A 21049-nucleotide genomic window follows, 5' to 3' on the forward strand; every position below is an offset into this window, starting at 1 on the left:
CCCAAGTCTGGGCGGGAACATTCACGGCTCCCCAACAGCCGTGAATCAGCAGCGTCGTGCGTCCATCCTTGCGCCACTCCGGGTCAGTCGGTTTGCTCTGAGGGGGAAAAATCCTGCTTCTGGCGCAGGTCAATGAGGGTCTGAAACAGTTCTCGCATGAGTGGACTCTGCTGGCGGAGTAGGGTCTGTTCCAGCTCAGCAACGCTGAGCTGCCCCTCAGACTCTTCTAAAAGCTGATCCAGATGACGTTCCATGACCTGACTCAGCATTTCCCGTTCTGTTGCCATGCACCATCATCCCATTTCAGCGGGATGCACCCATCTGGATGCCCAAGCGCCCTGTTTCTAAATTTCGCGCGCGGACTTGACCCGCAGAGCGGCTGTGCTATCTTCGACGGCGCATTGCTGGCGCAGCGCAGCGCGAACGCTCGAACCTGGTCAGGGCCGGAAGGCAGCAGCCATAAGGGATGATTCGCGGGTGCCGTTGCTCACCGGCAATGCTTTTTTTGCTTAATTATGGGCGGGGCATCCCGCCGTCGAAATGTCCGAACGTCTGAAGGTCTGAACGCGCAAGGAAAGCTCCGTCCTCGCGTTTAGACCTTCAGACTTTTTGACGTTCAGACCACGCGCTAGCGTGTCTTCGGCTGCAAGGTCAGCACCTGAATCTCACGCACCACGCCCAGTTCGCGCAGACGCTCTCCGTCCAGATCGCCTGCCCCGGCCAGCGCATCGGCTTTCTTGCGGTCCACCGTGGCGACTTCCAGGGCGGCAGCGTCGCCGAAGACCTCGCGGAAGCGGTCCAGCGGGTATTCGACGCGGCGCGAGACCTTCAGCACGGCGCGGTAAAGATCGGTCTCGGCGCGCTCGCCTCCGGCCAGGGCGGCCTTGAGCTGCGTGCCCAGCGCCTCACGCTCGGTTTCCAGGCCCTGGATGGTGTCCCGCAGCATGGCGTAGCGCTCCAGCAGTTCGTCTGTGGTGAATTCATCTGTGGTCAGGTCCTCGGCCCCGAATTCGTCTGAGGTGTCGGTCATGCCCTGAGCATAGGGCAGAGGTGCGCCGCCGTGGACAGGGCGTGGATACGGCGGCGGAGGAGCGGCTAGACTCGGCACAGATGACCACTTCTCCCGACGCCTCAGCGCCCGCGCAGACCCCAGAGCCAACCGCTGTCCAGTCCACCGCCCAACTGGAGCGCCGCATTCTGGACGCCATCCGGCGCGGGGCCAGCATGGAAGACATCGCCGCGCTGCGCCACCACACCGATATCCAGACGCCCGCCGGGGCCATCGAGGCGCTGAAGGACGGCAACGCCCGTTTCTTCCGGGGCAAGAGCGGACGGCCCGAGTTGGACGTCAACGAACGCCGCGCGCAGATCATGGGCCAGACGCCCTACGCCGCCGTGCTGGCCTGTAGCGACAGCCGCGTGCCAGTAGAACTGGTTTTCGATGTAGGTCTGGGCGACCTGTTCGTGGTGCGGGTGGCGGGAAACGTGGTGGGCGAGTCGGGGCTGGGTACGCTGGAATACGCCATCCGGCATCTGGACGTCCACCTGATCATGGTGATGGGCCACGAGTCGTGCGGGGCGGTGGCCGCCGCCATGCTGTCCCCGGAACAGATTGCCCAGGAGCCGGACAACCTCCAGAGCATCATCCACCGCATCACGCCCAGTCTGGTGGACATGCCGCGCATCCGCGACAAGAAGGCCCGGATGCGCGAGGCCGTGCTGAACAACGTGCGCCATCAGGTTCAGATGCTGCGCGCGCAGTCCGTGATCCAGGAAGCCGAGGCCAGCGGCCAGGTTCAGGTGATCGGCGGCTATTACGAGATCGGCAGCGGCGCGGTGGATTTTCTGGTGGATGAGGCGGATCTGCTGCCCTGAGAAAACGGCGGCTATCTTAAATTTCTGCTGCCCACACGTCCTGCGGGGTCTCGCGGTGGCGGATCACGGTCCAGTCCGCACCGCCTTCCCTTCCCGGTTCGTACAGCGCCTCGGCAGGGCGGGAGCGGGTCAGGTAAGTGCCGCTCATGGCCGCGCCGTAGGCCCCCGCCTCCCCGATGGCGACGAGTGCGCCGCGCGTGGGCTGAGGCATGGAAATGTCGCGTGCCAGCAGATCGCCGCTCTCACAGGCAGGTCCGGCGATGTCCCAGGTTTCCACCTCGCCACCGTCCCACAGCGGCGTGACCGGATGCTCTGCGCCGTACAGCATGGGCCGCAGCAACTCGGTCATGCCCGCGTCCACCAGACAGAAGTTGCGTCCGGTGCGCTTGGTGCCCACCACACGGGTCAGCAGCGTTCCGGCGCGCGCCACCAGATACCGGCCCGGCTCCACCCACAGCTCCGCGCCGAAAGCAGAGGCAGCCGCCCGCGCTTCACGGGCAATCCCATGCAGATCGGCGTCTAGGCCCCAGCCCCCGCCCGCGTCCAGGACGGCCAGCGGCCCGGTCTGCTCCCGCATTTCGGACAAACGCCCAAAGGCCGCCGTGAAGTCGTGGGCGTCCCGGATCGCGCTGCCGATGTGGACGTGCAACCCCAGCGCGGTGTGTCCGGCGTCGCGCAGGGCGTCCAGCACACGCGGGGCCTGGGCAAGCGTCACGCCGAACTTGCTGCCCGCCGCGCCTGTGGCCAGATGGTCATGGGTGCTGACCGCCAGCGCCGGATTTACCCGCACCAGCGCGCGGGAGTGGGGGGGCAACAGGGGCACCTCTTCCTCGCGGTCCACGATAAATGTTGCGCCCAGCCGCGCGCCAGTCAGATATTCGGCCTCGGATTTGGCGGGACCGTTCACCAGAATCCGTTCGCCGGATGCCCCCACCGCCTCCGCGCGGGCCAGTTCGCCGGAGCTGACGCACTCAAAGCCCACCCCGGCGGCGTTCAGACGGCGCAGCAACGTGAGATTGGGATTGGCCTTCATGGCGTAATACACCCGCGCCGTGCCAAAGGCGGAACGCACCCGTGCCAGAGCGGCATCCAACTCGGCGGCGTCGTAGACATAGAGCGGCGTGCCGAAGCGTTCGGCAGCCGTTTGGAGGGCGGTGGTGGGAATGGTCACGTGAGGAGGGTATCAAGTCGGGCCGGACAGTGGGACGTAGTCATGGAACGCATTCAGGAATTGCTGGCTCCCCGAATGCCCTGGAAGGTGGCCCGTAAGAGCCGCGCCGCCTCCGCCGCTCGCACGCCGCATGTGACTGAGGGCGCGTGGCCCCAGTGGTCACCCAGCAGGTCGGTCACGCCTCCCAGCGCCCCCGCTTTGGGATTGGATGCCCCGTAAACAATGTGGCCCACCCGTGCCTCCAGCGCCGCGCCCAGGCACATCGGGCAGGGTTCCAGGGTCACGATGAGGGTGCAACCGCCCAGATAGGGTGTTCCCAGCGTGACGGCAGCTTCCCGGAGCGCGGCGAGTTCGGCGTGGCGGGTCATGTCGCCGTCCGCCCGCGAGGTGTTGCGGCCCCGGCCAATCACTTTGCCGTCCGGGCCGAGAACCACCGCGCCCACCGGAACCTCCTGTTCGGCTGCCGCCTGCCGGGCCAGTGTCAGCGCCTCGCCCATCCCGGCGTGAATGGGGTCCGGGGCCACGCCCGCCGCCGCCCGCGCACCCACCGCCCAGACCGCAGGCTTCAGGCCCACCCACTGCACGCCCTCGCCGGAGACCAGCAGCGGCACGGCGTTCCGGTCCCCACGCGGAATCTTCAGATCGGTCAGCACGTCGCTGAGCTTGCGCGTTCCACCCGGCAGATGAATGCGGTCCCCGTCCTGCCGCGTGCGGCGTTGCCAGCCGGGGGGTAGAGGAAAATCGGGTTCGGGCCAGGGCTGGGAGAGCAGATGCAGCCGCCCGTCCGTGACCGTGGCCTCCCGCGCATCCGGCAGGGTCAGGTGGACCGTCTCGCCCGTTCCCAGCCCCTCCGCCAGCGTTTCCAGATGCCCGGCATGGAACGACAGCCCCGCCCCCACCAGCTCCCGGCGCACGAAGCGGCGCAATACGGCAGCAGGTTGCTTTTGCAGGGGCGTGTGCGGCGTCAGGTGGGAGGCCAGAACGGTCAGCGCGCCGTCGTCCTGTGCGGCATAGCGGGCCACCCGTGCCAGACTCGCCTCGGCTCCTGAAAAGCGGGCGCTTAACACCGGCATGACCTCGCGGCGAATCCAGGCGCGGGTGAAGGTGGGGTCAGCGTTGGAGGCGTCCTCGCGCCAGCTCTGGCCCAGCGCGTGCAGAAAGGCTTCCAGATCGGCGCGCGGCACGGCCAGCCAGAGACGGCGCACCCGGCCCCGTTCGGCGGGAATGCCGTTCAGGACTGCCTCGCCGCGCAGCACTTGCATCAGCACGGTCTCGGCCACATCACGACGGGTGTGGGCGGTCAGGACGGCTGTTGCGCGGTGTCGCTTCGCTACGCGCCCTAGAAAGTCGTAGCGCACCCGGCGGGCCGCGTCCTCCAGATTCCAGCCACGCGCCGCCGCCACCGCCGCCACATCCACCCGCGCGGACTCGTAAGGAACACCCAGCTTCCCGGCCAGTTCGGCCACCCAGCGGGCATCCTCCGCCGATTCGGGGCGCAGGGCGTGGTCTAGGTGAACGGCGACTGGCCGCGCCCCAGCCAGCACCAGCGCCCGCAGCAGCGCCACCGAATCCGCCCCGCCCGACACGCCCACCACCACAACCTGCCCGGCGTAGGGGGCAAGGGGCTGGGCCAGATGGGGGGGCAGGGCGGACATGGGGGGCATTGTATTTGGGGACGGGTGGGGTGGAGAGTTCTGGACAGACAGCCTAGCTGTAGGTGAATGAGCAAGAGCAGGCTCCGCCTGCTACCCCCCTCCCAGCCTCCCCCACAAGGGGGGAGGAGCTAAAAGCCAAGGCGCGTTGTTTCATTCAGCACACGAAAACGTCAACTGAGCAGCAACCGAAGGCCGTCGGGCGCGTAGCGGACGGGCCGCATTCAGCGTAACGGAGCCGGGTATCAGACCCGGAGGCCACCGCCCTTTCCCGCCGATAACGCCCGATAACCCCTGCCCAGTGCAACGTTCGCTCCCCCGTCCCCCCTGGGGATGGGGGCTGGGGGGTGGGGCAAAAAGCTCAAGCCAAAGCCTCCCCGCCCACAGGCCACCCAACCCCAAATCCCTACAATGCCCGCATGACTGGCGACGCCCGGACCATCTACGACGGACACATCCTGAAGCTGGAACTGCTGGACAACAAATGGGAGGTGATCCGCCACGCCGACGCGGTGGCCGTGCTGGCGCTGAACGACGCGGGCGAGATGCTGCTGGTGCGCCAGTTCCGCCGCGCCGTGGACGCCCACACCCTGGAAGCCCCGGCGGGCCTGATCGACGCCGGGGAATCCCCCGAAGCCGCCGCCCGCCGGGAACTCCAGGAAGAGGCTGGACTGGACGGCAACATGCGCCTGCTGACCCGCTTTTATTCCAGCCCCGGTTTCTGCGACGAGCAACTGTATGTGTTCCAGGCCACCAACCTGCGCGAGAGTCGATTGCCGCACGACGACGACGAGGACATCGAGGTGGTCTGGATGGCCCCCCAGAAAGTGCTGGACGGCCTGCGCGGGGGCCGGATCATCGGCAGCGCGACGACGGTGGCGGCGGCGCTGTACGCCCTTCAGAGCCTGAATGGGCAGGATTCAGCAGCAGCGGTGGCAGACGAGTGAAGACCTACGTTTCGCCCGCCCAGCGCCCGGACACCGAAACGGTGGTGGCCGTCGGCTCCTTCGACGGAGTGCATCTGGGGCATCAGGCGCTGATCGCCCAGCTCAAGGCCAAAGCGCGCGAACACCGCGTGCCCAGCGTGGTCTACACCTTCGATCCGCCCACGCGGGTGCTGACCCAGGGCGTGGAATTCCTGTCCACCCTGCCGGAAAAGCTGGACCTGCTTACCCGCTACGGCGTGGACGAGACGATTGCCATGTCCTTTACCCCCGAATTTGCCGCCCGGCCCAAGGAGGCGTTTCTGGACGACCTGCGGACGCTGCGCCCGCGCACGGTGGTGGTGGGCGAGGACTTCCATTTCGGGCGTGGACGCGCTGGGGGCGTGGAAGACCTGCGCGGCGTGGCCGCCGAGGTGGTGGCCCTGCCGATGCACCAACTGGGCGGCGAGGACATCAAAAGCACCCGCATCCGCGAGTTGCTGGCAAGCGGCGACGTGGACGGCGCAGGAAGGTTACTGGGCCGCCACTACGACGCGCAGGGGGTGGTGGTTCAGGGCGATCAACTGGGCCGCACGATTGGCTGGCCCACCGCCAACATCGGCGTGCCGGACGGCAAGGCGCTGCCGATGGGCGTGTTCGCGGTGGTGGCGCTGGGGGACCGGGGCGAGCGCTGGCACGGGATGGCGAATGTCGGTTTTCGGCCCACGGTGAACGGCAAAACACGCCGTTTCGAGGTGCATCTGTTCGACTTCGAGGGCAACCTGTACGGCAAGGAGCTTCAGGTCAAGTTCTTCACACACCTGCGCGGCGAGCAGAAATTTGGCGGGCTGGACGAGCTGAAGGCGCAACTGGCCCGCGACGCCCAGGGGGCACAGGCGGCACTCAGCGACGTGCGCTGAACTTGGTTACCCGCCATTCGGCGTTACCGTCGGCCAGCGGACTGAACTGCGAGCCGCTGTAGGAGGTGGTGGGATGGCCGTCTGCGGCGCTGTAGGTCACGCGCAGATCGGCGCAGGGCTGTGAGCGTTGATACGTGATGGCGCGCGTGATTTCCAGAAACAGGGCCTCCACCGGGCCGACGTTCAGCCCCTCCGGGAGCCTCTGTTCCAGGGGGCCTTGAGACACGACGGCCTTGATGCGCCCGCCCTCCACCGTCACCGTCACGTCGGGAAAGCGCACGGGCGCGGCAATCCGGGCAAAATCATAGCTGTAGTTCTGGATGCCCGCCGCCTTCCAGAGGGCGCGGGCCGTCTTCAATTCCGCCTCCAGACGGGCGAAATCGGGCCGCACATAACCGGGAGCGCAGGTCTGTGCGGCGGGACCGACAGGAATGCCGCCGTCCGCACCGCCCGCTTCAGCGCAGGCCACGCAGCTCAGGGCCATCAACAGGGCAAACCGTTTCATGCGGGGCAGCATGGAGCAGCAGTGTGATGAACCGCTGATCACGCCACAAGAGACGGCGTACCCTGAATCTCAATGACCCTCCCCTCTCCCGCATTTCTGCAACTGGGCTATTCCTTCTGCCCCAACGACACCTTTATCTTCCACGCGCTGCACGCCGGACTGGTGCCCGCGCCCCTGCCGGTGCAGGAAGTGCTGGAGGACGTGCAGACCCTCAACGACTGGGCCATGGCGGGCAAATTGCCCATGACCAAGATCAGTTACCGCGCGTATTTTGGCGTGATGGACCAGTACGTGGCCCTGCGCGCGGGCGGGGCGCTGGGGCGCGGCGTGGGGCCGCTGATCGTGACACGCGGCGACGTCGGGGATCTGAACGGCAAAACGGTGGCCTCGCCGGGAGCGTTGACGACAGCGGAACTGCTGCTGCGGCTGGTCTACCCCGAGGTCAAAGTTGTGCGGATGCGGTACGACGCGGTGATGCCCGCCGTGGAGCGCGGTGAGGTGGACGCGGGCCTGATCATCCACGAATCGCGCTTTACCTACACCCAGCACGGCCTGAGCAGGCACATGGACCTGGGCGCGTGGTGGGAGGGCGAGACCGGACTGCCCCTGCCGCTGGGCGCGATTCTGGTGCGCCGTGATCTGGCCCCGCAGACGCAGTGGGCGCTGAACGATTCGGTGCGCGCGAGCCTGGAATACGCCTACGCCCACCCCGAAGCCTCGCGCGCCTATATTCGTCGGCACGCGCTGGAAATGGCCGACGAGGTGATGCAGGCGCACATTGACCTGTACGTGAACGCCTTCAGCCTGGACGTGGGTGAGGAAGGCACGCGCGCCGTGCAGGAATTGCACCGCCGGGCCGTGGAGGTGGGCGCGGCAGAGGCGTCGGACCTGCCGCAGTTCGTGGCACGGCCCTGAAGACAGACGGGCAAAGCCCCACCCGGCCTGAAGCAGACCTTGAATCAGTCTTGAACGTTGTCCCACATGGTGATCCGCTTCCACTTCCCTGCCGCCCAACTGGGCAGCATGTCGGGCGGAGGATCCACACATGAGACGATTTTTACTGACCGCCCTCACGGCGGCCCTGGCCGTATCGGCCACTCCGGCAGGCGCGCAGGGCGTTCCCGCGCCGCGCCCCATTCCCCCCGGCGAACCGCCCGTCACCGTCACCGCCACCCGCAACGAGCCGACGCCGCTGGAATTCACGGCAGACAAGCTGAGCCGCCTGAAGGTTCCGGCTGGCTTTACGCTCAAGGTCATGGCGACGGGGCTGGGCAACGCCCGCATGATGCATGTGATGCCCGACGGCGGCATCTACCTGACGCGCCGCGCGCAGGGCGACGTGTATTACCTGAAAGACGTGAACGGGGACGGCCAGTTCGAGGCCACCGAGCGCAGACGGGTGGCGCAGAACATGAGCCTGGCCCACGGGCTGGATGTGCGCGACGGCAAGCTGTACGTGGTGGGCGAGAAGACCATCTGGGTCATGGACATGGCCAAAGACGGCAGCCTGAGCGTGCCGCGCGTCTTTGCCGACGGCTTCCCCGACGCCGGACAGCACCCGGCCCGCACCCTGGGCTGGGGGCCGGACGGCTACCTATACGCCACGTTCGGGGCCACCAACAACGACTCGCCCACCCAGAACCCCGAGGAAGCCACCCTGCTGCGCCTCAGCCCGGACGGCAAGAGCCGCGAGGTCTACTCGCGCGGCCTGCGCCACACCATCGGCTTCGGCTGGCATCCGGTCACGGGGGTTCTATACGGCTGGGACCAGGGCAGCGACTGGCACGGCGACAACATCCCACCCGAGGAGCTGAACGTACTGGAGCGTGGCAAGAACTACGGCTGGCCCTTTTGCTACGGCGACAAGAATCCAGACCCCTACGTGAACGTGTCGGGCATCCCCGGCAAGATCACCAAGGCCGAATACTGCGCCGGAACCACCGGCAGCGTTCTTAACCACACGGCGCACGCAGCGGCCATCGCCATGGACTTTTACACCGGCAGCCAGTTTCCCGCCGCATACAGGAACAGCGCTTTCGTGGCCTTCCGGGGGTCGTGGAACCGCAATGAACCCAGCGGCTACGAGATCGGGCATGTGACCTTCGACGCGAACAACAAGCCCACGGGCGTGACGCCCTTCGTGAGCGGCTTCGTCTACCAGGACGGAGACGTGTGGAAGCAGTTCGGGCGGGTGGCGGGCGTGGCCCAGTACACCGACGGCAGCCTGCTGTTCACCGACGATCAGAGTGGCGTGCTGTACCGCGTGCTGTACACCGGGGGCAAATGATGCGACAGGTCAAGAAGAATCTGGCTCTCGGATTGGGCGGCGCAGCGCTCCTGCTCAGTGGCCTGGTGCTGGCGGGCGGGGCGGAACCCATGACGGGACCCATGCCCGCCAACCTCAAGGCGACGGCGGCGATGCGTGACCCCGCCGGGCAGGTGCGCGGCGAGGCCAGCTTTGAGCAGGTGGGCCTAGGCATGCGCGTGACCGTGACGGCCAGCGGTCTGACCCCCGGCATGCACGGCATGCACTTTCACGATCTGGGGCGCTGTACCCCCGGCGTGGACGCCGCCGTGAATAAAGTGGTGCCCTTCGGCGGAGCGGGCGGTCACTTTGATCCGGGCGGCAGCAAGAACCACGACAGCCCCACGGCGGGCAACAGGTACGGCCACGGCGGTGACCTGCCCATGCTGAACGTGGGCGCGGACGGCACTGGCACGGCCACCTTCACCACCGACAAGAGCAGCCTGACCGGCAAGAACGGCGTCCTGAACCGCTCGCTGATGGTCCACGCGGACATGGACGACTACAAGAGCGATCCCAGCGGCAAGAGCGGCGCACGCGAACGCTGCGGCGTGATCCTCCGCAACGACTTCACCGTGCGCGATTACCCGCTGCCCGGCATCCAGGACTTCCCCGAGGGTGTGGCCTACGACGCTAAAAAAGGCGTGATCTACACCGGCAGCGCGGCCAACGGCAACATTTACGCCATCAACGCGAGTACGGGTGCCACCAGCCTCTTTTCAGAGGGCGGCGCATTGGGCCGCAGCACTGCGCTGGGCCTGAAGGTAGACGCGCAGGGCCGCGTGTGGGTGGCCGGGGGCGCAACCGGGGCCATCAGCATCCTGTCGCCGGACGGCGCACCCATCGCCACGCTGATGACGCCGCCCAGCCCCAGCCCGTACCTCAACGACCTGATTCCCACACCGGACGGCAGCGTGTATGTCACCGATTCCACCCGCCCGGTGATCTGGCACGTGCGGGACATGAAAGTCGAACGCTGGCTGGACCTGGGCGGCACGCCGATCAAGTACGGCCCCGGCATCAACCTCAACGGCATCGTGGCCTCGCCGGACGGCAAGTATCTGCTGAGCGTCCAGCTCAACACGGGTGACCTGTGGCGCATTGATACGGCCACGAAAGCTGTCAAAAAGGTCATGGGCGGCCTGACCAACGGCGACGGTCTGCTGCTGGACGGCCAGACCCTCTACGTGGCCCGCAACGCCGATGGAGTTATCAGTAAGGTGGGTCTGGGGGCCGATTACGGCAGCGGCACCCTGTTGATGGAAGAACCGCTGGCCGGACTGCGCTTTCCCACCACGCTGGCGAAAGTGGGGGCGGACATGGTGGTCACGCAGGGACAACTGGATAAATTGCAGGGCGGCACGCCGGAAACCCCGTTCAAGCTGACTCGCTTCAAAACGTTCTGAACGCAAAACACCAGGGGGGCGGGCAAGCGAAGGCACCCTCCCCCCTTTTTCATGGACCGACAGGGGATTGTAAGAACTTGTTGATTCATCCCGCGTTAAGGTGTCGGGGTGACGAAGCAAGGCGCGCCCGCCATTCCCGCCATCGAGGTGCGTGGGCTAAACAAGAAGTATGGCAACCACAGCGTTCTGGAAGAGATTTTCCTGAACGTCCGTCCCGGTGAGGTTTACGCCCTGACCGGCCCCAACGGCACCGGCAAGACCACCTTGATCCGCTGCATGACCGGCCTGGCCTTTCCCACCGACGGCGAGATCCGTCTGATGGGCCGTGACGTGCATACCGACGGTGCCCGCGCCCGCGCGTTTCTGGGCGCGGTGGTGGAGGCTCCGGCCAAGTTCTACACGCAGTTTACCGGCAATCAGAACCTGCAAATCCACGCCAACCTGTCTGCAATGGCCCCTGGTGGGCGCAAGGTGCCCCGCGAACGCCTGCGCGAGGTGCTGGCGCTGCTGGAACTCACGCGCATGGCGGACCGCAAGGTGCAGGAGTATTCGCTGGGGCAGCGGCAACGGCTGGGGGTGGCCAGCGCCATTCTGGCCGATCCCAAGGTGCTGATCCTGGACGAGCCGACCAGCGGCCTGGATCCCCTGGGCATCGGGCTGATCCACCGGATCGTGACCAGCATGGCCACCGACGGCTGCGCGGTGGTCCTCAGCACGCACCACCTGCGCGAGATCGCCACCTACGCGCATACCGTGGGCATCCTGACCGGGGGCCGACTGGTGGATACCGTGGACCTGCGCGCCCGGCAGGCGGCCTACCGCTTCCGGGTGGACGACCCGGTGGGCGCGGCGGCGGTGCTGGAGCGGCTGCCCTTTGTCCGCAAGGTCAGCACCCGCACGCCGTTTGCCATCGCGCACCTGGGCGGCGAGGCCCGCGTGCCCGACGCCCTGGCCCGCCTGAGCGAGGAGGGCATCCGGGTCTTCGAGGCCAGCCCCGATCACTTCGACCTGTACGAGTACTACCGCGAGCGCGTGGAGAAAGCCTGATGAAGAGCGATAGCGTTCCCTCCCCTGTCACCGTCCTGCTCACCTGGCGGCGCGCATGATCACGCTGCTGCTGCTGGAATTTCGCAAACTGCTGGGATCACGCAGCGCCAAACTAGCCCTGATCGTGACCTTTTTGCTGCCGCTGATCTGGGCCTTTGCCCCGCGCCTGAGCGCGCTGATCCAGGTCAACATGATCAGCGGGTGGCAGTTGCCCGCCGTGAGCATCGGCGTGACCATCCAGTACCTGCTGCCGCTGTTCATCGCCGTGACCGTGGCCGAGACCATCGGTTCGGAAACGGCGCAGGGCACCCTCGCGCCGCTGCTGCTGCGCCCGGTGGACCGCACCAAGGTGATTGCCAGCAAGCTGATCGCCGCGCTGGTCTTTCCGTTCCTGCTGATCATCACCACCGTGGCCGGATCGCTGCTGGCAGGCATTCCGCTGGGCTTCGGCACCTTTACGGGCGGCACAGGTCTGGGGCCGGGGCTGTTCGTCGGCGTGGGCGAACTGAGCGGCGGCGAGGCGTTCGGGCAGGTGCTGCGCGGCGCGTTCCTGTCGGGCGTCGTGCTGATGCCGGTGGCCGCCCTGTCGCTGCTGTTCGGCGTGCTGTTCCTGAACACGGCGGCCTCGGCGCTGGCCACCTTTGCCACCCTGATCGTCATGCGCCTGCTGGTGGTCCTGCCCGAAGCCATCCAGCGCATCCTGCTGACCTCGCACTTCGGAATCTACGTGCAGCAGGGCGACATCGGGCAGCCGCTGATCCTGCTGCTGATCTATACCCTGGGCTTTGGCCTGATGGCGATCTACGCCTTTGACCGCCGCGACGTGTAGCGCGTACTTTTTAACTTCACCGGAGAGGTGGGCAGAGGTCCGCCTCTCTTTTTTGCTGGCCTGCTAGCCTGTCAGTCATGACTGCGCCCATTCAACTCTCGGCGGGCGGCTCCCTGTACGAGCGCATCGGGCCGGAGGCACTGGCCGCCCTGGTCACGCGCTTTTACACGCTGGTGGCCCAGGACCCGGACCTCTCGCCCATCTTTCCCGCCGACCTGACCCTGACGGCCCAGAAGCAACTGGCTTTTCTGACGGGCTTTCTGGGTGGGCCGCCGCTGTATCACCAGAACTACGGCCCACCCCGACTGCGGGCGCGTCATCTGCCGCACGTCATCACGCCCACGCGCGGGCGGGCGTGGCTGAACTGTATGGAAAACGCCTTGCAGGACACGCCCCAGATAGGCGAGGCCGAGGCGCGGGAACTGCACGCAGCCCTCGCACGGGTGGCCGCCCACATGGTCAATACCCCTGACGACGAGGCGGATGGGGGCAGCAAAGTTGGACAACTCCTTTCAATTGACTAGCCGCGTGAATGTCTTTTTGGGCGCGCTTTTCCTAGACTGCGGGGTATGACACAACCCCGCACCATCGAGGACCTCCGCACCGAGATCGACCAGATCAACCGTGACCTGCTGAAACTGCTGTCCCAGCGCGCCACGGTGGTGGCCCAGATCGGCCACGCCAAGACCCAGGAAGGCCGCCCCAACCACTACGATCCGGCCCGCGAGGACCGCCAACTGCGCGAGCTGGAGGAACTGAACCCCGGTCCCTTCACGGGCGCGACGGTCAAGCACCTGTTCAAGGAGATCTTCAAGGCCAGTCTGGCGCTGGAAGAAAGCAACGACAAGAAGCAACTGCTGGTCTCGCGAAAGGTCAAGAAAGAAGACACCGTGCTGGACATCGACGGCGTGAAGATCGGCGGCGACTCCCCGCCCATCATCATCGCCGGGCCGTGCAGCATCGAATCTGAGGAGCAGATGGAGCAGACCGCCGAGTATCTGGCGGGCAAAGGGGTCAAGATCCTGCGCGGCGGCGCGTACAAGCCGCGCACCAGCCCCTACGGCTTTCAGGGCATGGGCGTGGACGGCCTGATCCTGGGCAGCCGGGTGGCCCGCGCCAACAAGATGCTGTTCATCACCGAGGTCATGGACACCCGTGACGTGGAAGTGGTGTCCGAGTACGCCGACATCCTTCAGGTCGGTGCGCGCAACATGCACAACTTCGCCCTGCTGCGTGAAGTGGGCCGCGCTCGCCGCCCGGTGCTGCTCAAGCGCGGGCTGAGCGCCACCATCGAGGAGTGGCTGTACGCCGCCGAGTACATCCTCTCGGAAGGCAACAGCGAGGTCATCCTGTGCGAGCGCGGCATCCGCACCTTTGAAAAGTGGACCCGCAACACGCTGGACCTGTCCGCCGTAGCTCTGGCGAAACAGGAAACCCACCTGCCCGTGATCGTGGACGTGACCCACGCCGCCGGACGCCGCGACCTGCTGATCCCGCTGGCAAAAGCCGCGCTGGCCGTGGGCGCAGACGGTATTCACATCGAGGTCCATCCCAACCCCGCCACCGCCCTGAGCGACAACGAGCAGCAACTGGACTTCGCCGGATACGACCAGTTCAGCGACGCCCTGGCCTCCATGCTGAAGGTGCCTGCGGGCGTCTGAGCTTTTACGGCTGAGAGGGGAGTTTCGCTGCGTGCGAGGCTCCTCTTTTTCCGTTAGAGATGAAGAGATAACCCCTCTGCTTCGGAGATGTGCCAGCCAGTCTGCTTCGCAGCCAGCTCCCCTCAAAGGGAGCCAAGGAAAACGACTGGCACGGCAATTCCTAGACTCTTGCCTCCCCTTGAGGGGAGGTCCCCCGAAGGGGAGGAGGGGTTACAACGCAGACAGCCACTCTCTCACCCCGTCCGCTCTCACAGCTCAAAACGTGGCAAAGTCGCCCACTCTCGCCCCATCCCGGCGCTAGGCTAAGTGCTATTCCGTTGCACTTTCCCACATTCTCCCGGAGGTTCCATGCCATCACGCCCCATGCGCTTCACCGCCGCCCTGTTGCTGTCCTCGTTGCTGCTGACTTCCGCCCCTGCTTCAGTGGGCTGGGCGCAGACGACCCAGACCACTGCCGCCACCATGACCCTGCCCGCCGGGGTCAAATTCGTGACCGAGGTGGAGGGCATCCGCGAATATCGCCTGCCCAACGGGCTGCATGTGCTGCTGTTCCCCGACACCTCGGCAGCCACCTTCACGCTGAACGTGACCTACAAGGTGGGCAGCCGCTCCGAGAGTTACGGCGAGACGGGCATGGCGCACCTGCTGGAACACCTGCTGTTCAAGGGCACGCCCACCAGCGGCAACATCCTGGAAAGCCTGGGCAAGCGCGGCGCGGATTTCAACGGCACCACCAGCGAGGACCGCACCAACTACTTCGAAACCATGACCAACAGCGGCGACAATCTGAGCTGGGCGCTGGGCATGGAGGCGGACCGCATGGTCAATTCCAAGATTGCCCAGTCGGACCTGAACACCGAGATGACGGTGGTCCGCAACGAGTTCGAGAGCGGCGAGAACAGTCCATTCGGGTTGCTGTACAAGCAGGTGCGCTCCGTGGCCTACGACTGGCACAACTACGGCAACACGGCCATCGGCAACCGCAGCGATGTGGAAAACGTGCCGATCAAGCGCCTTCAGGACTTCTACAAGAAGTATTACCAGCCCGACAACGCCGTACTGACGCTGGCAGGCAACTTTGACCCGGAAATAGCACTGGCGCAGATTGCCAAAGAGTTTGGTCCGATCCGCAAGCCGTGGCGCACGCTGCCCGCCGAGTACACGGTGGAAAACCCGCAGGACGGCGAACGCACCGTGACCGTGCGCCGCGTGGGCGACGAGCGCATTCTGCTGACCGCCTATCACATGCCCAGCATCCGCCACCCCGACATGCCCGCGCTGCTGGTGCTGGACCAGATTCTGGCCGACGAACCCGCCGGGCGGCTGTACAGGGCGCTGGTGCAGAGCAAGCAGGCCACCGCGATTGGCAGCCTGACCAACACCGCCGCTGATCCGGGCCTGCTGATGTACGCCGCCGTGCTGGGCAAGGACGACGACACCGCCCCGGCGCAGGCCACGTTGATCAAATCGCTGGAAGAGGCGGGCAACACGGCCTTCACCGACGAGGACGTGGCCCGCGTCCGCACCCGCGTGGTGGGCAGTTACGAGCAACTGCTGTCCAAGCCCGAGCAGGTGGGCGTGACCCTCTCCGAATACATCGCGGCGGGCGACTGGCGCTTGCTGTTCAAGCTGCGTGACGAGCTGGAAAAGGTGACGGCGGCGGACGTGACCCGCGTGGCGAAAACCTACCTCAAGCCCAGCAACCGCACACTGGGCGTCTTCGTGCCGACACCACAGCCGGACCGCGTGACGGTGACGGCGGCTCCTGCGGCTGAGGAGTTGCTGAAGGGCTATGTGGGCCGCGCAGCGCAGACGGCAGGCGAGAACATTCCCCCCGAACCCGCCGCCATCGAGGCCCGCACGGTGCGGAGCGAGGTGGCCGGGGCCAAAGTTGCGCTGCTGTCCAAAAAGACGCGCGGCGAGCGCATCGAGTTCGTGATGAATCTGGACTTCGGCAACGCGCAGACCATTAAAGATGGTGGGGACGCCGCCGACTTCATCGCGCCGCTGCTGACGCGGGGCAGCAAGGACCTGACCCGGCAGCAACTCAATGACCGCCTGGAAGCGATCAAGACGCAGCTCAGCGTGTCGGGCGGGGCGTCCGGGGCCAGCGTGCGCGTCAGCACGGACCGCACGCATCTGGCCGAGGCGCTGGAACTGGTCAGGAAGGTGCTGCGCGAACCCGTCTTCCCACAGGCCGACTTCGACGAGCTGAAGAAGGGCGCAATCGACGGCGCAGAGTCCGGGCGCGGCGATCCGCAGAGCGTGGCGAGTCAGGCACTGGCCCGCGCCTTCGCGCAACCGGGGGCCAAACGCGGCGATCTGGGCTATGTCTCCACGCTGGACGAGTCCATCGAGGATACGAAGGCCGTCACGCTGGAACAGGTCAAGGACTATTACAACAAGGTCTGGGGCGCGGCGCAGGTGCAGGTGGCGGCGGTGGGCGACTTCGATCCGCAGACCATCACGGCGGCGCTGCCGGGCATTCTGGAGGGCTTCAAGAGCGGCGTGAAGTACGAGCGCGTCTCGCTGCCGCTGGTCACCCCCAAATCTGCCGACACCGTGATCAACGTGCCGGACAAGGCCAACGCCGTCTATGTGTCACGCCTCAACTTTCCGCTGCGGGACGACGCCGCCGACTACCCGGCCCTGATCGTCGCCATGCGGATTTTCGGCTCGGGCACCGATTCACGGTTGTTCAACCGGCTGCGCCAGCAGGACGGCCTCAGCTACGGCGCAGGCGGTAGCGTCAGCGCCAGCAGCGAGGATCAGAAGGGGAGCTACAGCGCCTACGCGATCTTCAACCCCAACGTGACCGAGAAAGTCGTGACCGCCATGCGCGAGGAACTGGCCAAGGCCCTTAAAGACGGTTTTACCGCTGCTGAAATTGCCTCTGCCAAATCCGCCATCTTGCAGGAAGCCCGCGTGGCCCGCAGCAGCGACGCCACCCTGGTAGGCAGTCTGGTGCGGCAGGCGTACCTGAACCGCACCTACGCCTTCAACGCCGAGCTGGAAGCGAAGATCAGCGCCGTGACGCCAGAAATGGCGAAGGCTGCCCTGAACAAGTACGTGACCCCTGAAAATCTGGTGGTGGTGCGCGCGGGAACGTTCGGGAAGTAAAACCATTCCCGACTGAGAAAAGGAGTCCCGCATCTGACGGGGACTCCTTTTTGATGTTGTCAGGCGCGGCATACTGCCCCCCATGACCGCGCCCGCCGAACTTCTCGCCGATCTGGCCCAGAGCCTGGGCGCGGACGCGGTGGGCTGGGCGGCGGCCACCGTTCCGACCAGTGCCGTGGACGAATACGCCCGCTGGCTGGGCGCTGGGCGACACGCGGGCATGGCTTACCTGGAGCGGCAGCTTCCGGCACGGGCCGATCCGTCCTCGCGTTTGGAGGGCGTGGGCAGCGTGCTGGTGCTGGGCGTCTCGCACGCCTTCGGGGAACCGCCCGCGCCCGCTGACGGCATCCGGGTAGGCCGGGTGGCCCGCTACGCCTGGACCCTGGATTACCACGACCAGTTGCAGCCGCTGCTGACCCGCCTGGAAACCGAGGCAGCGGCGCTGGGCGTCCGGGCGCGCGGCTATGTGGATCACGGCCCGGTGATGGAACGCCTGTTCGCTTCCGGCGCATTTCTGGGCTGGCGCGGCAAGTCGGGAATGACGATCAGCACGCAACTGGGAGCCTTCGTGACGCTGGCGGTGCTGCTGACCGATCTGCCCTTCGAGGGTTCACAGGCAGCGCATCCTGACCGCTGCGGCAAGTGTTTCCGCTGCGTGGCCGCCTGTCCCACGAATGCGATTGGCGATGATCGGGCCATCGACGCGCGACGCTGTATCTCGTACCTGACCATCGAACACCGTGGCCCCGTTCCGCACGAGTTCCGCACAGAGATGGGCGAGTGGCTGTTCGGCTGCGACGTGTGCAGCGAGGTCTGCCCGTGGTCCCGGAAAGCGGGGCCGCTGGCGGAGTTGCTGAAGCCGCAGCCTGGGCTGGCCCACCCAGACCTGAGCGCCTTTTTTGGCGTCGGAGAGCGGGAATTCAATCGGCGCTTCGCGGGAACGGCTTTTCTGCGCCCACGCCGCAAGGGCATGGCCCGCAACGCGCTGACGGTGCTGGGCAACACCCGCGCGCCCCAGGGCTGGCCGCTGCTGCTCTCAGGCATGACGGACCCGGCCCCCGAGGTGCGCGAGGCCGCCGCCTGGGCGCTGGCCCAGTGGGGCGAGTGGGGGCAGGTGCGCGCCCTCCTGAATGACCCGGAAGAATCGGTGCGGATCGGTGCAGCGCGGCTCCTGGCCGATCCCCCAGTTGTCTAGTCTGCTCGGGGCTGCACTAAGAATCTTGGGGCAAATGTCAGATACCTGACGCCCCAGTTGCCTACCATGAGGCTGTGCGCGCCGTCCTCCTGCTTTCCCTGCTCGGTCTCGTGTCCCTGAACACGGTCCTGGCCCAGTCCACGCCTGCGGTCCCCTCACCCACTTCTGCTCCGGCGGCGGCTCCAGCCCTGCTGGTCCCCACTGTCGTCAACCGGTATCCGCATGACCGCGCGGCCTTCACCCAGGGCTTGCAATATCTGGGAGACGGCGTCTCCATAGAAAGCACAGGTCAGGTGGGCGAATCCGGCGTGCGGCGGGTGGACCTGAAGACAGGCAAGGTGCTGAGCAAAACCATGACGCCGCTGGCCACCGCCTTCGGTGAGGGCGTTACGGTGCTGGGCGGCGTGGCCTATCACCTGACCTGGCAGGATGGACTGGCCTTCGCCTTCGACATGAATACCCTGAAAGAGGTAGGACGCTACCGCTACGGGGGCGAGGGCTGGGGCCTGACCACCAACGGCAGGGACCTGATCATGAGCAACGGCAGCCCCACGCTGGTCTGGCGCGATCCCAAAACCTTTGCCGTGAAACGCAGCGTGACCGTGACCGACGCCGGACAACCCGTCAGGAATCTCAACGAGCTGGAATACGTGCAGGGCAGTATCTACGCCAACGTCTGGCTGACCGACCGGATTGCACGTATCGATCCGCAGACGGGCAAGGTCACCGCCTGGATCGACGTGTCCGCCCTGACCCGCGAGGCCAGTGCCAGCGCCGCCAAACTGGGCAAGCCCCTGACCTTCGACGACATTCCCAACGGCATCGCCTACGTTCCCGAGCGCGGCACGCTGCTGCTGACCGGCAAGCGCTGGGGGATAATGTTTGAGGTCAAGGTGCCTGGACTGGGAGTCACGAACGGGCGTGCCCAGCCCCGCCGCTAGAACTTCAGATTTTTGAGGCTGGGAGGCGGGATTGGACCGCTTCCCAGATTCTTTTTTGCAAATCGGCTTCGGCCAGGGTGGCATCCAGCACCAGGAACCGCTCTGGCTCTGCCTCAGCCAGTTTCAGAAAACCCTGCCTGAGCCTTTGATGGAAAGTCAGGTCTGCCTGCTCCAACCGGTCCGGCTGGCCGCGCCGCGCCGCCCGCTCCAGCCCGATCACTGGATCAAGGTCCAGCAGCACGGTCAGGTGAGGCCACAGCCCACCCGTCGCCGCCGCCGTGATGCCGCGCAGCAGTCCAGCGTTCAGGCCGCGCCCGAACCCCTGATACGCCAGACTGGAATCGGCGTAACGGTCACAGACCACCACCTCTCCCCTGTCCAGGGCGGGACGAATGACGTTGGCCACGAGCTGGGCGCGGCTGGCGCTGTAGAGCAGAAATTCGGGCAGCGAATCAATGGTTAGCTCCGGGTCCAGCAGTACGTCCCGCACGCGGGTTCCCAGCGGCGTGCCGCCCGGTTCACGGGTGACGGTATGCGGCAATCCCATCTGCTCCAGCCGCCTGACCAGATGCCCGATCTGGGTGCTTTTGCCTGCGCCTTCCGGCCCTTCAAAGGAGATGAAGAGGCCAGTCTCGGGCTGAGACGATGAAAGCACCGACTACAGGCCCGTCGGGTGGTGCAGAAACTGCCACGGCAGGCCAAACTCTTCCTCGATTTTAGCAGCCAGCGCGCGAACGCCGAACACTTCCGTTTCGTAGTGTCCGGCGAAGACCACGTTCACGCCATTTTCAAAAGAATCGTGGAAATGCTTGTGTTCCGGCTCGCCCGTCAGCAGGGTATCCAGGCCCAGCGCGGCGGCCTCGGCAATACGGTCTGCGCCGCTGCCGCTGACGATGCCCAGGCGCTTGACGGTGGGGCTGCCGCCGCCGTGGACCAGACAGATTTCGCCCGTCAGCTTCTGGATACGGTCTGCGAAATCCTGCAAGGTCTGCTCGAAGGGCAACTCCCCGGCCAGACCGATCTTGTGGCCCGCCCAGTCTCCGAACGGCTGCCGATTTTCCAGCGACAGGGCGCTGGCGATCATGGCGTTGTTGCCGATTTCGGGGTGGGCATCCAGCGGGATGTGGGCGGCGTACAGGTTAAGGTCTGCGGCCAGCGCCGTTTGCAGGCGCGTGCGGTGTGGCCCGGTGATCGCCAGCGGATCGCCCCAGAACAGGCCGTGATGCACCAGCAGGATGTCCGCGCCGCTGTCTGCCGCGTGCTGGAGCGTCTTGACACTGGTGTCCACGCTGGCCGCGACACGGGTGATCTTTCCGGTCCCCTCGATCTGAAGGCCATTCATGCTGGGATCGGGGTAAGCGTCGATTTTGAGGTAATCGTTGAGCCAGCGCACCAGCTCATCGCGGCTGACCTCGGTGGGCTTGCGGGTAGAGGAATCGGTCATGGGGGCATTGTAGAGGCGGGGGCACAGGGCCAATGCCTCTGGGGATGGGATCAGT

The 21049-nt window shown here is 66.1% G+C and carries 20 protein-coding genes and 1 other RNA gene; 14 read left to right on the forward strand and 7 right to left on the reverse strand.

Annotated features, from left to right (window positions below; genetic code table 11):
- Positions 1–83 precede the first annotated feature (83 nt).
- Complete coding sequence (locus Q319_RS0115095; protein WP_156039338.1) at positions 84–287, reverse strand: hypothetical protein; 204 nt, start codon at positions 285–287, stop codon at positions 84–86.
- Between the two features lie 114 nt (positions 288–401).
- On the opposite strand from Q319_RS0115095, the gene ffs reads away from it, so the two are divergent.
- Positions 402–500, forward strand: an RNA gene (gene ffs, locus Q319_RS26325) — signal recognition particle sRNA small type.
- Positions 501–628: 128 nt separating this feature from the next.
- Here ffs and Q319_RS0115100 read toward each other — a convergent pair.
- Positions 629–1030, reverse strand: coding sequence for a hypothetical protein (locus tag Q319_RS0115100; protein ID WP_029483305.1), 402 nt, complete (start codon positions 1028–1030; stop codon positions 629–631).
- An 80-nt stretch (positions 1031–1110) separates the two neighbouring features.
- Between Q319_RS0115100 and Q319_RS0115105 the strand changes: the two genes are divergently transcribed.
- On the forward strand, positions 1111–1875 hold the full coding sequence (locus Q319_RS0115105) for a carbonic anhydrase (RefSeq protein WP_081846081.1): 765 nt from the start codon (positions 1111–1113) through the stop codon (positions 1873–1875).
- A gap of 16 nt (positions 1876–1891) precedes the next feature.
- On the opposite strand, the gene lysA is transcribed toward Q319_RS0115105, so the two are convergent.
- Positions 1892–3046 (reverse strand): diaminopimelate decarboxylase, encoded by a 1155-nt coding sequence (gene lysA, locus Q319_RS0115110; RefSeq protein WP_029483307.1) that lies wholly within the window; start codon positions 3044–3046, stop codon positions 1892–1894.
- Between the two features lie 53 nt (positions 3047–3099).
- The gene (gene tilS / locus Q319_RS0115115) at positions 3100–4701 is read right to left on the reverse strand and encodes a tRNA lysidine(34) synthetase TilS (RefSeq protein WP_029483308.1); all 1602 of its coding nucleotides are present in this window, start codon (positions 4699–4701) and stop codon (positions 3100–3102) included.
- Positions 4702–5117: 416 nt separating this feature from the next.
- Here tilS and Q319_RS0115120 point away from each other — a divergent pair, with 416 nt between their 5' ends.
- Positions 5118–5645, forward strand: a complete 528-nt coding sequence (locus Q319_RS0115120) for an NUDIX hydrolase (protein ID WP_029483309.1) — start codon at positions 5118–5120, stop codon at positions 5643–5645.
- The gene (gene ribF, locus Q319_RS0115125; protein ID WP_029483310.1) at positions 5642–6541 is read left to right on the forward strand and encodes a riboflavin biosynthesis protein RibF; all 900 of its coding nucleotides are present in this window, start codon (positions 5642–5644) and stop codon (positions 6539–6541) included. The genes Q319_RS0115120 and ribF overlap by 4 nt, the downstream gene beginning before the upstream one ends.
- On the opposite strand, the gene Q319_RS0115130 is transcribed toward ribF, so the two are convergent.
- Entirely contained in the window at positions 6525–7046 is a 522-nt protein-coding gene (locus Q319_RS0115130) for a DUF6174 domain-containing protein (RefSeq protein WP_156039375.1), read from the reverse strand. The genes ribF and Q319_RS0115130 overlap by 17 nt on opposite strands.
- A gap of 72 nt (positions 7047–7118) precedes the next feature.
- On the opposite strand from Q319_RS0115130, the gene Q319_RS0115135 reads away from it, so the two are divergent.
- The 10 genes from Q319_RS0115135 (at position 7119) to Q319_RS0115180 (ending at position 19550) form a co-directional block, all read left to right on the forward strand.
- Positions 7119–7961, forward strand: coding sequence for a 1,4-dihydroxy-6-naphtoate synthase (locus Q319_RS0115135; protein WP_029483312.1), 843 nt, complete (start codon positions 7119–7121; stop codon positions 7959–7961).
- A 130-nt stretch (positions 7962–8091) separates the two neighbouring features.
- On the forward strand, positions 8092–9333 hold the full coding sequence (locus Q319_RS0115140; protein WP_029483313.1) for a PQQ-dependent sugar dehydrogenase: 1242 nt from the start codon (positions 8092–8094) through the stop codon (positions 9331–9333).
- Positions 9330–10757, forward strand: coding sequence for a superoxide dismutase family protein (locus Q319_RS0115145; protein WP_169816514.1), 1428 nt, complete (start codon positions 9330–9332; stop codon positions 10755–10757). Before Q319_RS0115140 ends, Q319_RS0115145 begins: the two co-directional genes overlap by 4 nt.
- Positions 10758–10865: 108 nt before the next feature.
- Entirely contained in the window at positions 10866–11804 is a 939-nt protein-coding gene (locus tag Q319_RS0115150) for an ABC transporter ATP-binding protein (RefSeq protein WP_029483315.1), read from the forward strand.
- A 55-nt stretch (positions 11805–11859) separates the two neighbouring features.
- The gene (locus Q319_RS0115155; RefSeq protein ID WP_029483316.1) at positions 11860–12633 is read left to right on the forward strand and encodes an ABC transporter permease; all 774 of its coding nucleotides are present in this window, start codon (positions 11860–11862) and stop codon (positions 12631–12633) included.
- A 77-nt stretch (positions 12634–12710) separates the two neighbouring features.
- Positions 12711–13157 (forward strand): globin domain-containing protein, encoded by a 447-nt coding sequence (locus Q319_RS0115160; RefSeq protein ID WP_051655439.1) that lies wholly within the window; start codon positions 12711–12713, stop codon positions 13155–13157.
- A gap of 45 nt (positions 13158–13202) precedes the next feature.
- Positions 13203–14294, forward strand: coding sequence for a bifunctional 3-deoxy-7-phosphoheptulonate synthase/chorismate mutase (locus Q319_RS0115165; RefSeq protein ID WP_029483318.1), 1092 nt, complete (start codon positions 13203–13205; stop codon positions 14292–14294).
- Positions 14295–14642: 348 nt separating this feature from the next.
- A complete protein-coding gene (locus Q319_RS0115170) occupies positions 14643–17414 on the forward strand; it encodes a M16 family metallopeptidase (protein WP_029483319.1) in 2772 nt (923 codons plus the stop codon).
- Between the two features lie 82 nt (positions 17415–17496).
- Positions 17497–18609 carry a tRNA epoxyqueuosine(34) reductase QueG gene (queG, locus tag Q319_RS0115175; RefSeq protein ID WP_034415343.1) on the forward strand — a complete coding sequence of 371 codons (1113 nt, stop codon included), beginning with the start codon at positions 17497–17499 and terminating at the stop codon, positions 18607–18609.
- Positions 18610–18683: 74 nt separating this feature from the next.
- Positions 18684–19550: a glutaminyl-peptide cyclotransferase gene (locus Q319_RS0115180; protein ID WP_081846082.1), complete on the forward strand. Its 867-nt coding sequence runs from the start codon at positions 18684–18686 to the stop codon at positions 19548–19550.
- Positions 19551–19554: 4 nt separating this feature from the next.
- Here Q319_RS0115180 and tmk read toward each other — a convergent pair whose 3' ends face one another.
- A complete protein-coding gene (gene tmk, locus Q319_RS0115185; protein ID WP_029483322.1) occupies positions 19555–20205 on the reverse strand; it encodes a dTMP kinase in 651 nt (216 codons plus the stop codon).
- Positions 20206–20208: 3 nt separating this feature from the next.
- Positions 20209–20994: a Nif3-like dinuclear metal center hexameric protein gene (locus tag Q319_RS0115190; protein WP_029483323.1), complete on the reverse strand. Its 786-nt coding sequence runs from the start codon at positions 20992–20994 to the stop codon at positions 20209–20211.
- Positions 20995–21049 lie beyond the last annotated feature (55 nt).

Origin of the sequence: Deinococcus marmoris DSM 12784, assembly GCF_000701405.1 — a bacterium.
Classification (GTDB): Bacteria; Deinococcota; Deinococci; order Deinococcales; family Deinococcaceae; genus Deinococcus; species Deinococcus marmoris.

What these genes read in the sequence shown, in the direction of transcription:
- Q319_RS0115190 (WP_029483323.1), bottom strand. Translation starts at nt 20,994, where the DNA reads ATGACCGATTCCTCTACCCGCAAGCCCACCGAGGTCAGCCGCGATGAG.
- Q319_RS0115130 (WP_156039375.1), bottom strand. Translation starts at nt 7,046, where the DNA reads ATGAAACGGTTTGCCCTGTTGATGGCCCTGAGCTGCGTGGCCTGCGCT.
- Q319_RS0115095 (WP_156039338.1), bottom strand. Translation starts at nt 287, where the DNA reads ATGGCAACAGAACGGGAAATGCTGAGTCAGGTCATGGAACGTCATCTG.
- Q319_RS0115145 (WP_169816514.1), top strand. Translation starts at nt 9,330, where the DNA reads ATGATGCGACAGGTCAAGAAGAATCTGGCTCTCGGATTGGGCGGCGCA.
- tilS (WP_029483308.1), bottom strand. Translation starts at nt 4,701, where the DNA reads ATGTCCGCCCTGCCCCCCCATCTGGCCCAGCCCCTTGCCCCCTACGCC.
- Q319_RS0115165 (WP_029483318.1), top strand. Translation starts at nt 13,203, where the DNA reads ATGACACAACCCCGCACCATCGAGGACCTCCGCACCGAGATCGACCAG.
- Q319_RS0115100 (WP_029483305.1), bottom strand. Translation starts at nt 1,030, where the DNA reads ATGACCGACACCTCAGACGAATTCGGGGCCGAGGACCTGACCACAGAT.
- queG (WP_034415343.1), top strand. Translation starts at nt 17,497, where the DNA reads ATGACCGCGCCCGCCGAACTTCTCGCCGATCTGGCCCAGAGCCTGGGC.
- Q319_RS0115160 (WP_051655439.1), top strand. Translation starts at nt 12,711, where the DNA reads ATGACTGCGCCCATTCAACTCTCGGCGGGCGGCTCCCTGTACGAGCGC.
- Q319_RS0115155 (WP_029483316.1), top strand. Translation starts at nt 11,860, where the DNA reads ATGATCACGCTGCTGCTGCTGGAATTTCGCAAACTGCTGGGATCACGC.
- Q319_RS0115170 (WP_029483319.1), top strand. Translation starts at nt 14,643, where the DNA reads ATGCCATCACGCCCCATGCGCTTCACCGCCGCCCTGTTGCTGTCCTCG.
- Q319_RS0115105 (WP_081846081.1), top strand. Translation starts at nt 1,111, where the DNA reads ATGACCACTTCTCCCGACGCCTCAGCGCCCGCGCAGACCCCAGAGCCA.
- Q319_RS0115135 (WP_029483312.1), top strand. Translation starts at nt 7,119, where the DNA reads ATGACCCTCCCCTCTCCCGCATTTCTGCAACTGGGCTATTCCTTCTGC.
- Q319_RS0115140 (WP_029483313.1), top strand. Translation starts at nt 8,092, where the DNA reads ATGAGACGATTTTTACTGACCGCCCTCACGGCGGCCCTGGCCGTATCG.
- Q319_RS0115120 (WP_029483309.1), top strand. Translation starts at nt 5,118, where the DNA reads ATGACTGGCGACGCCCGGACCATCTACGACGGACACATCCTGAAGCTG.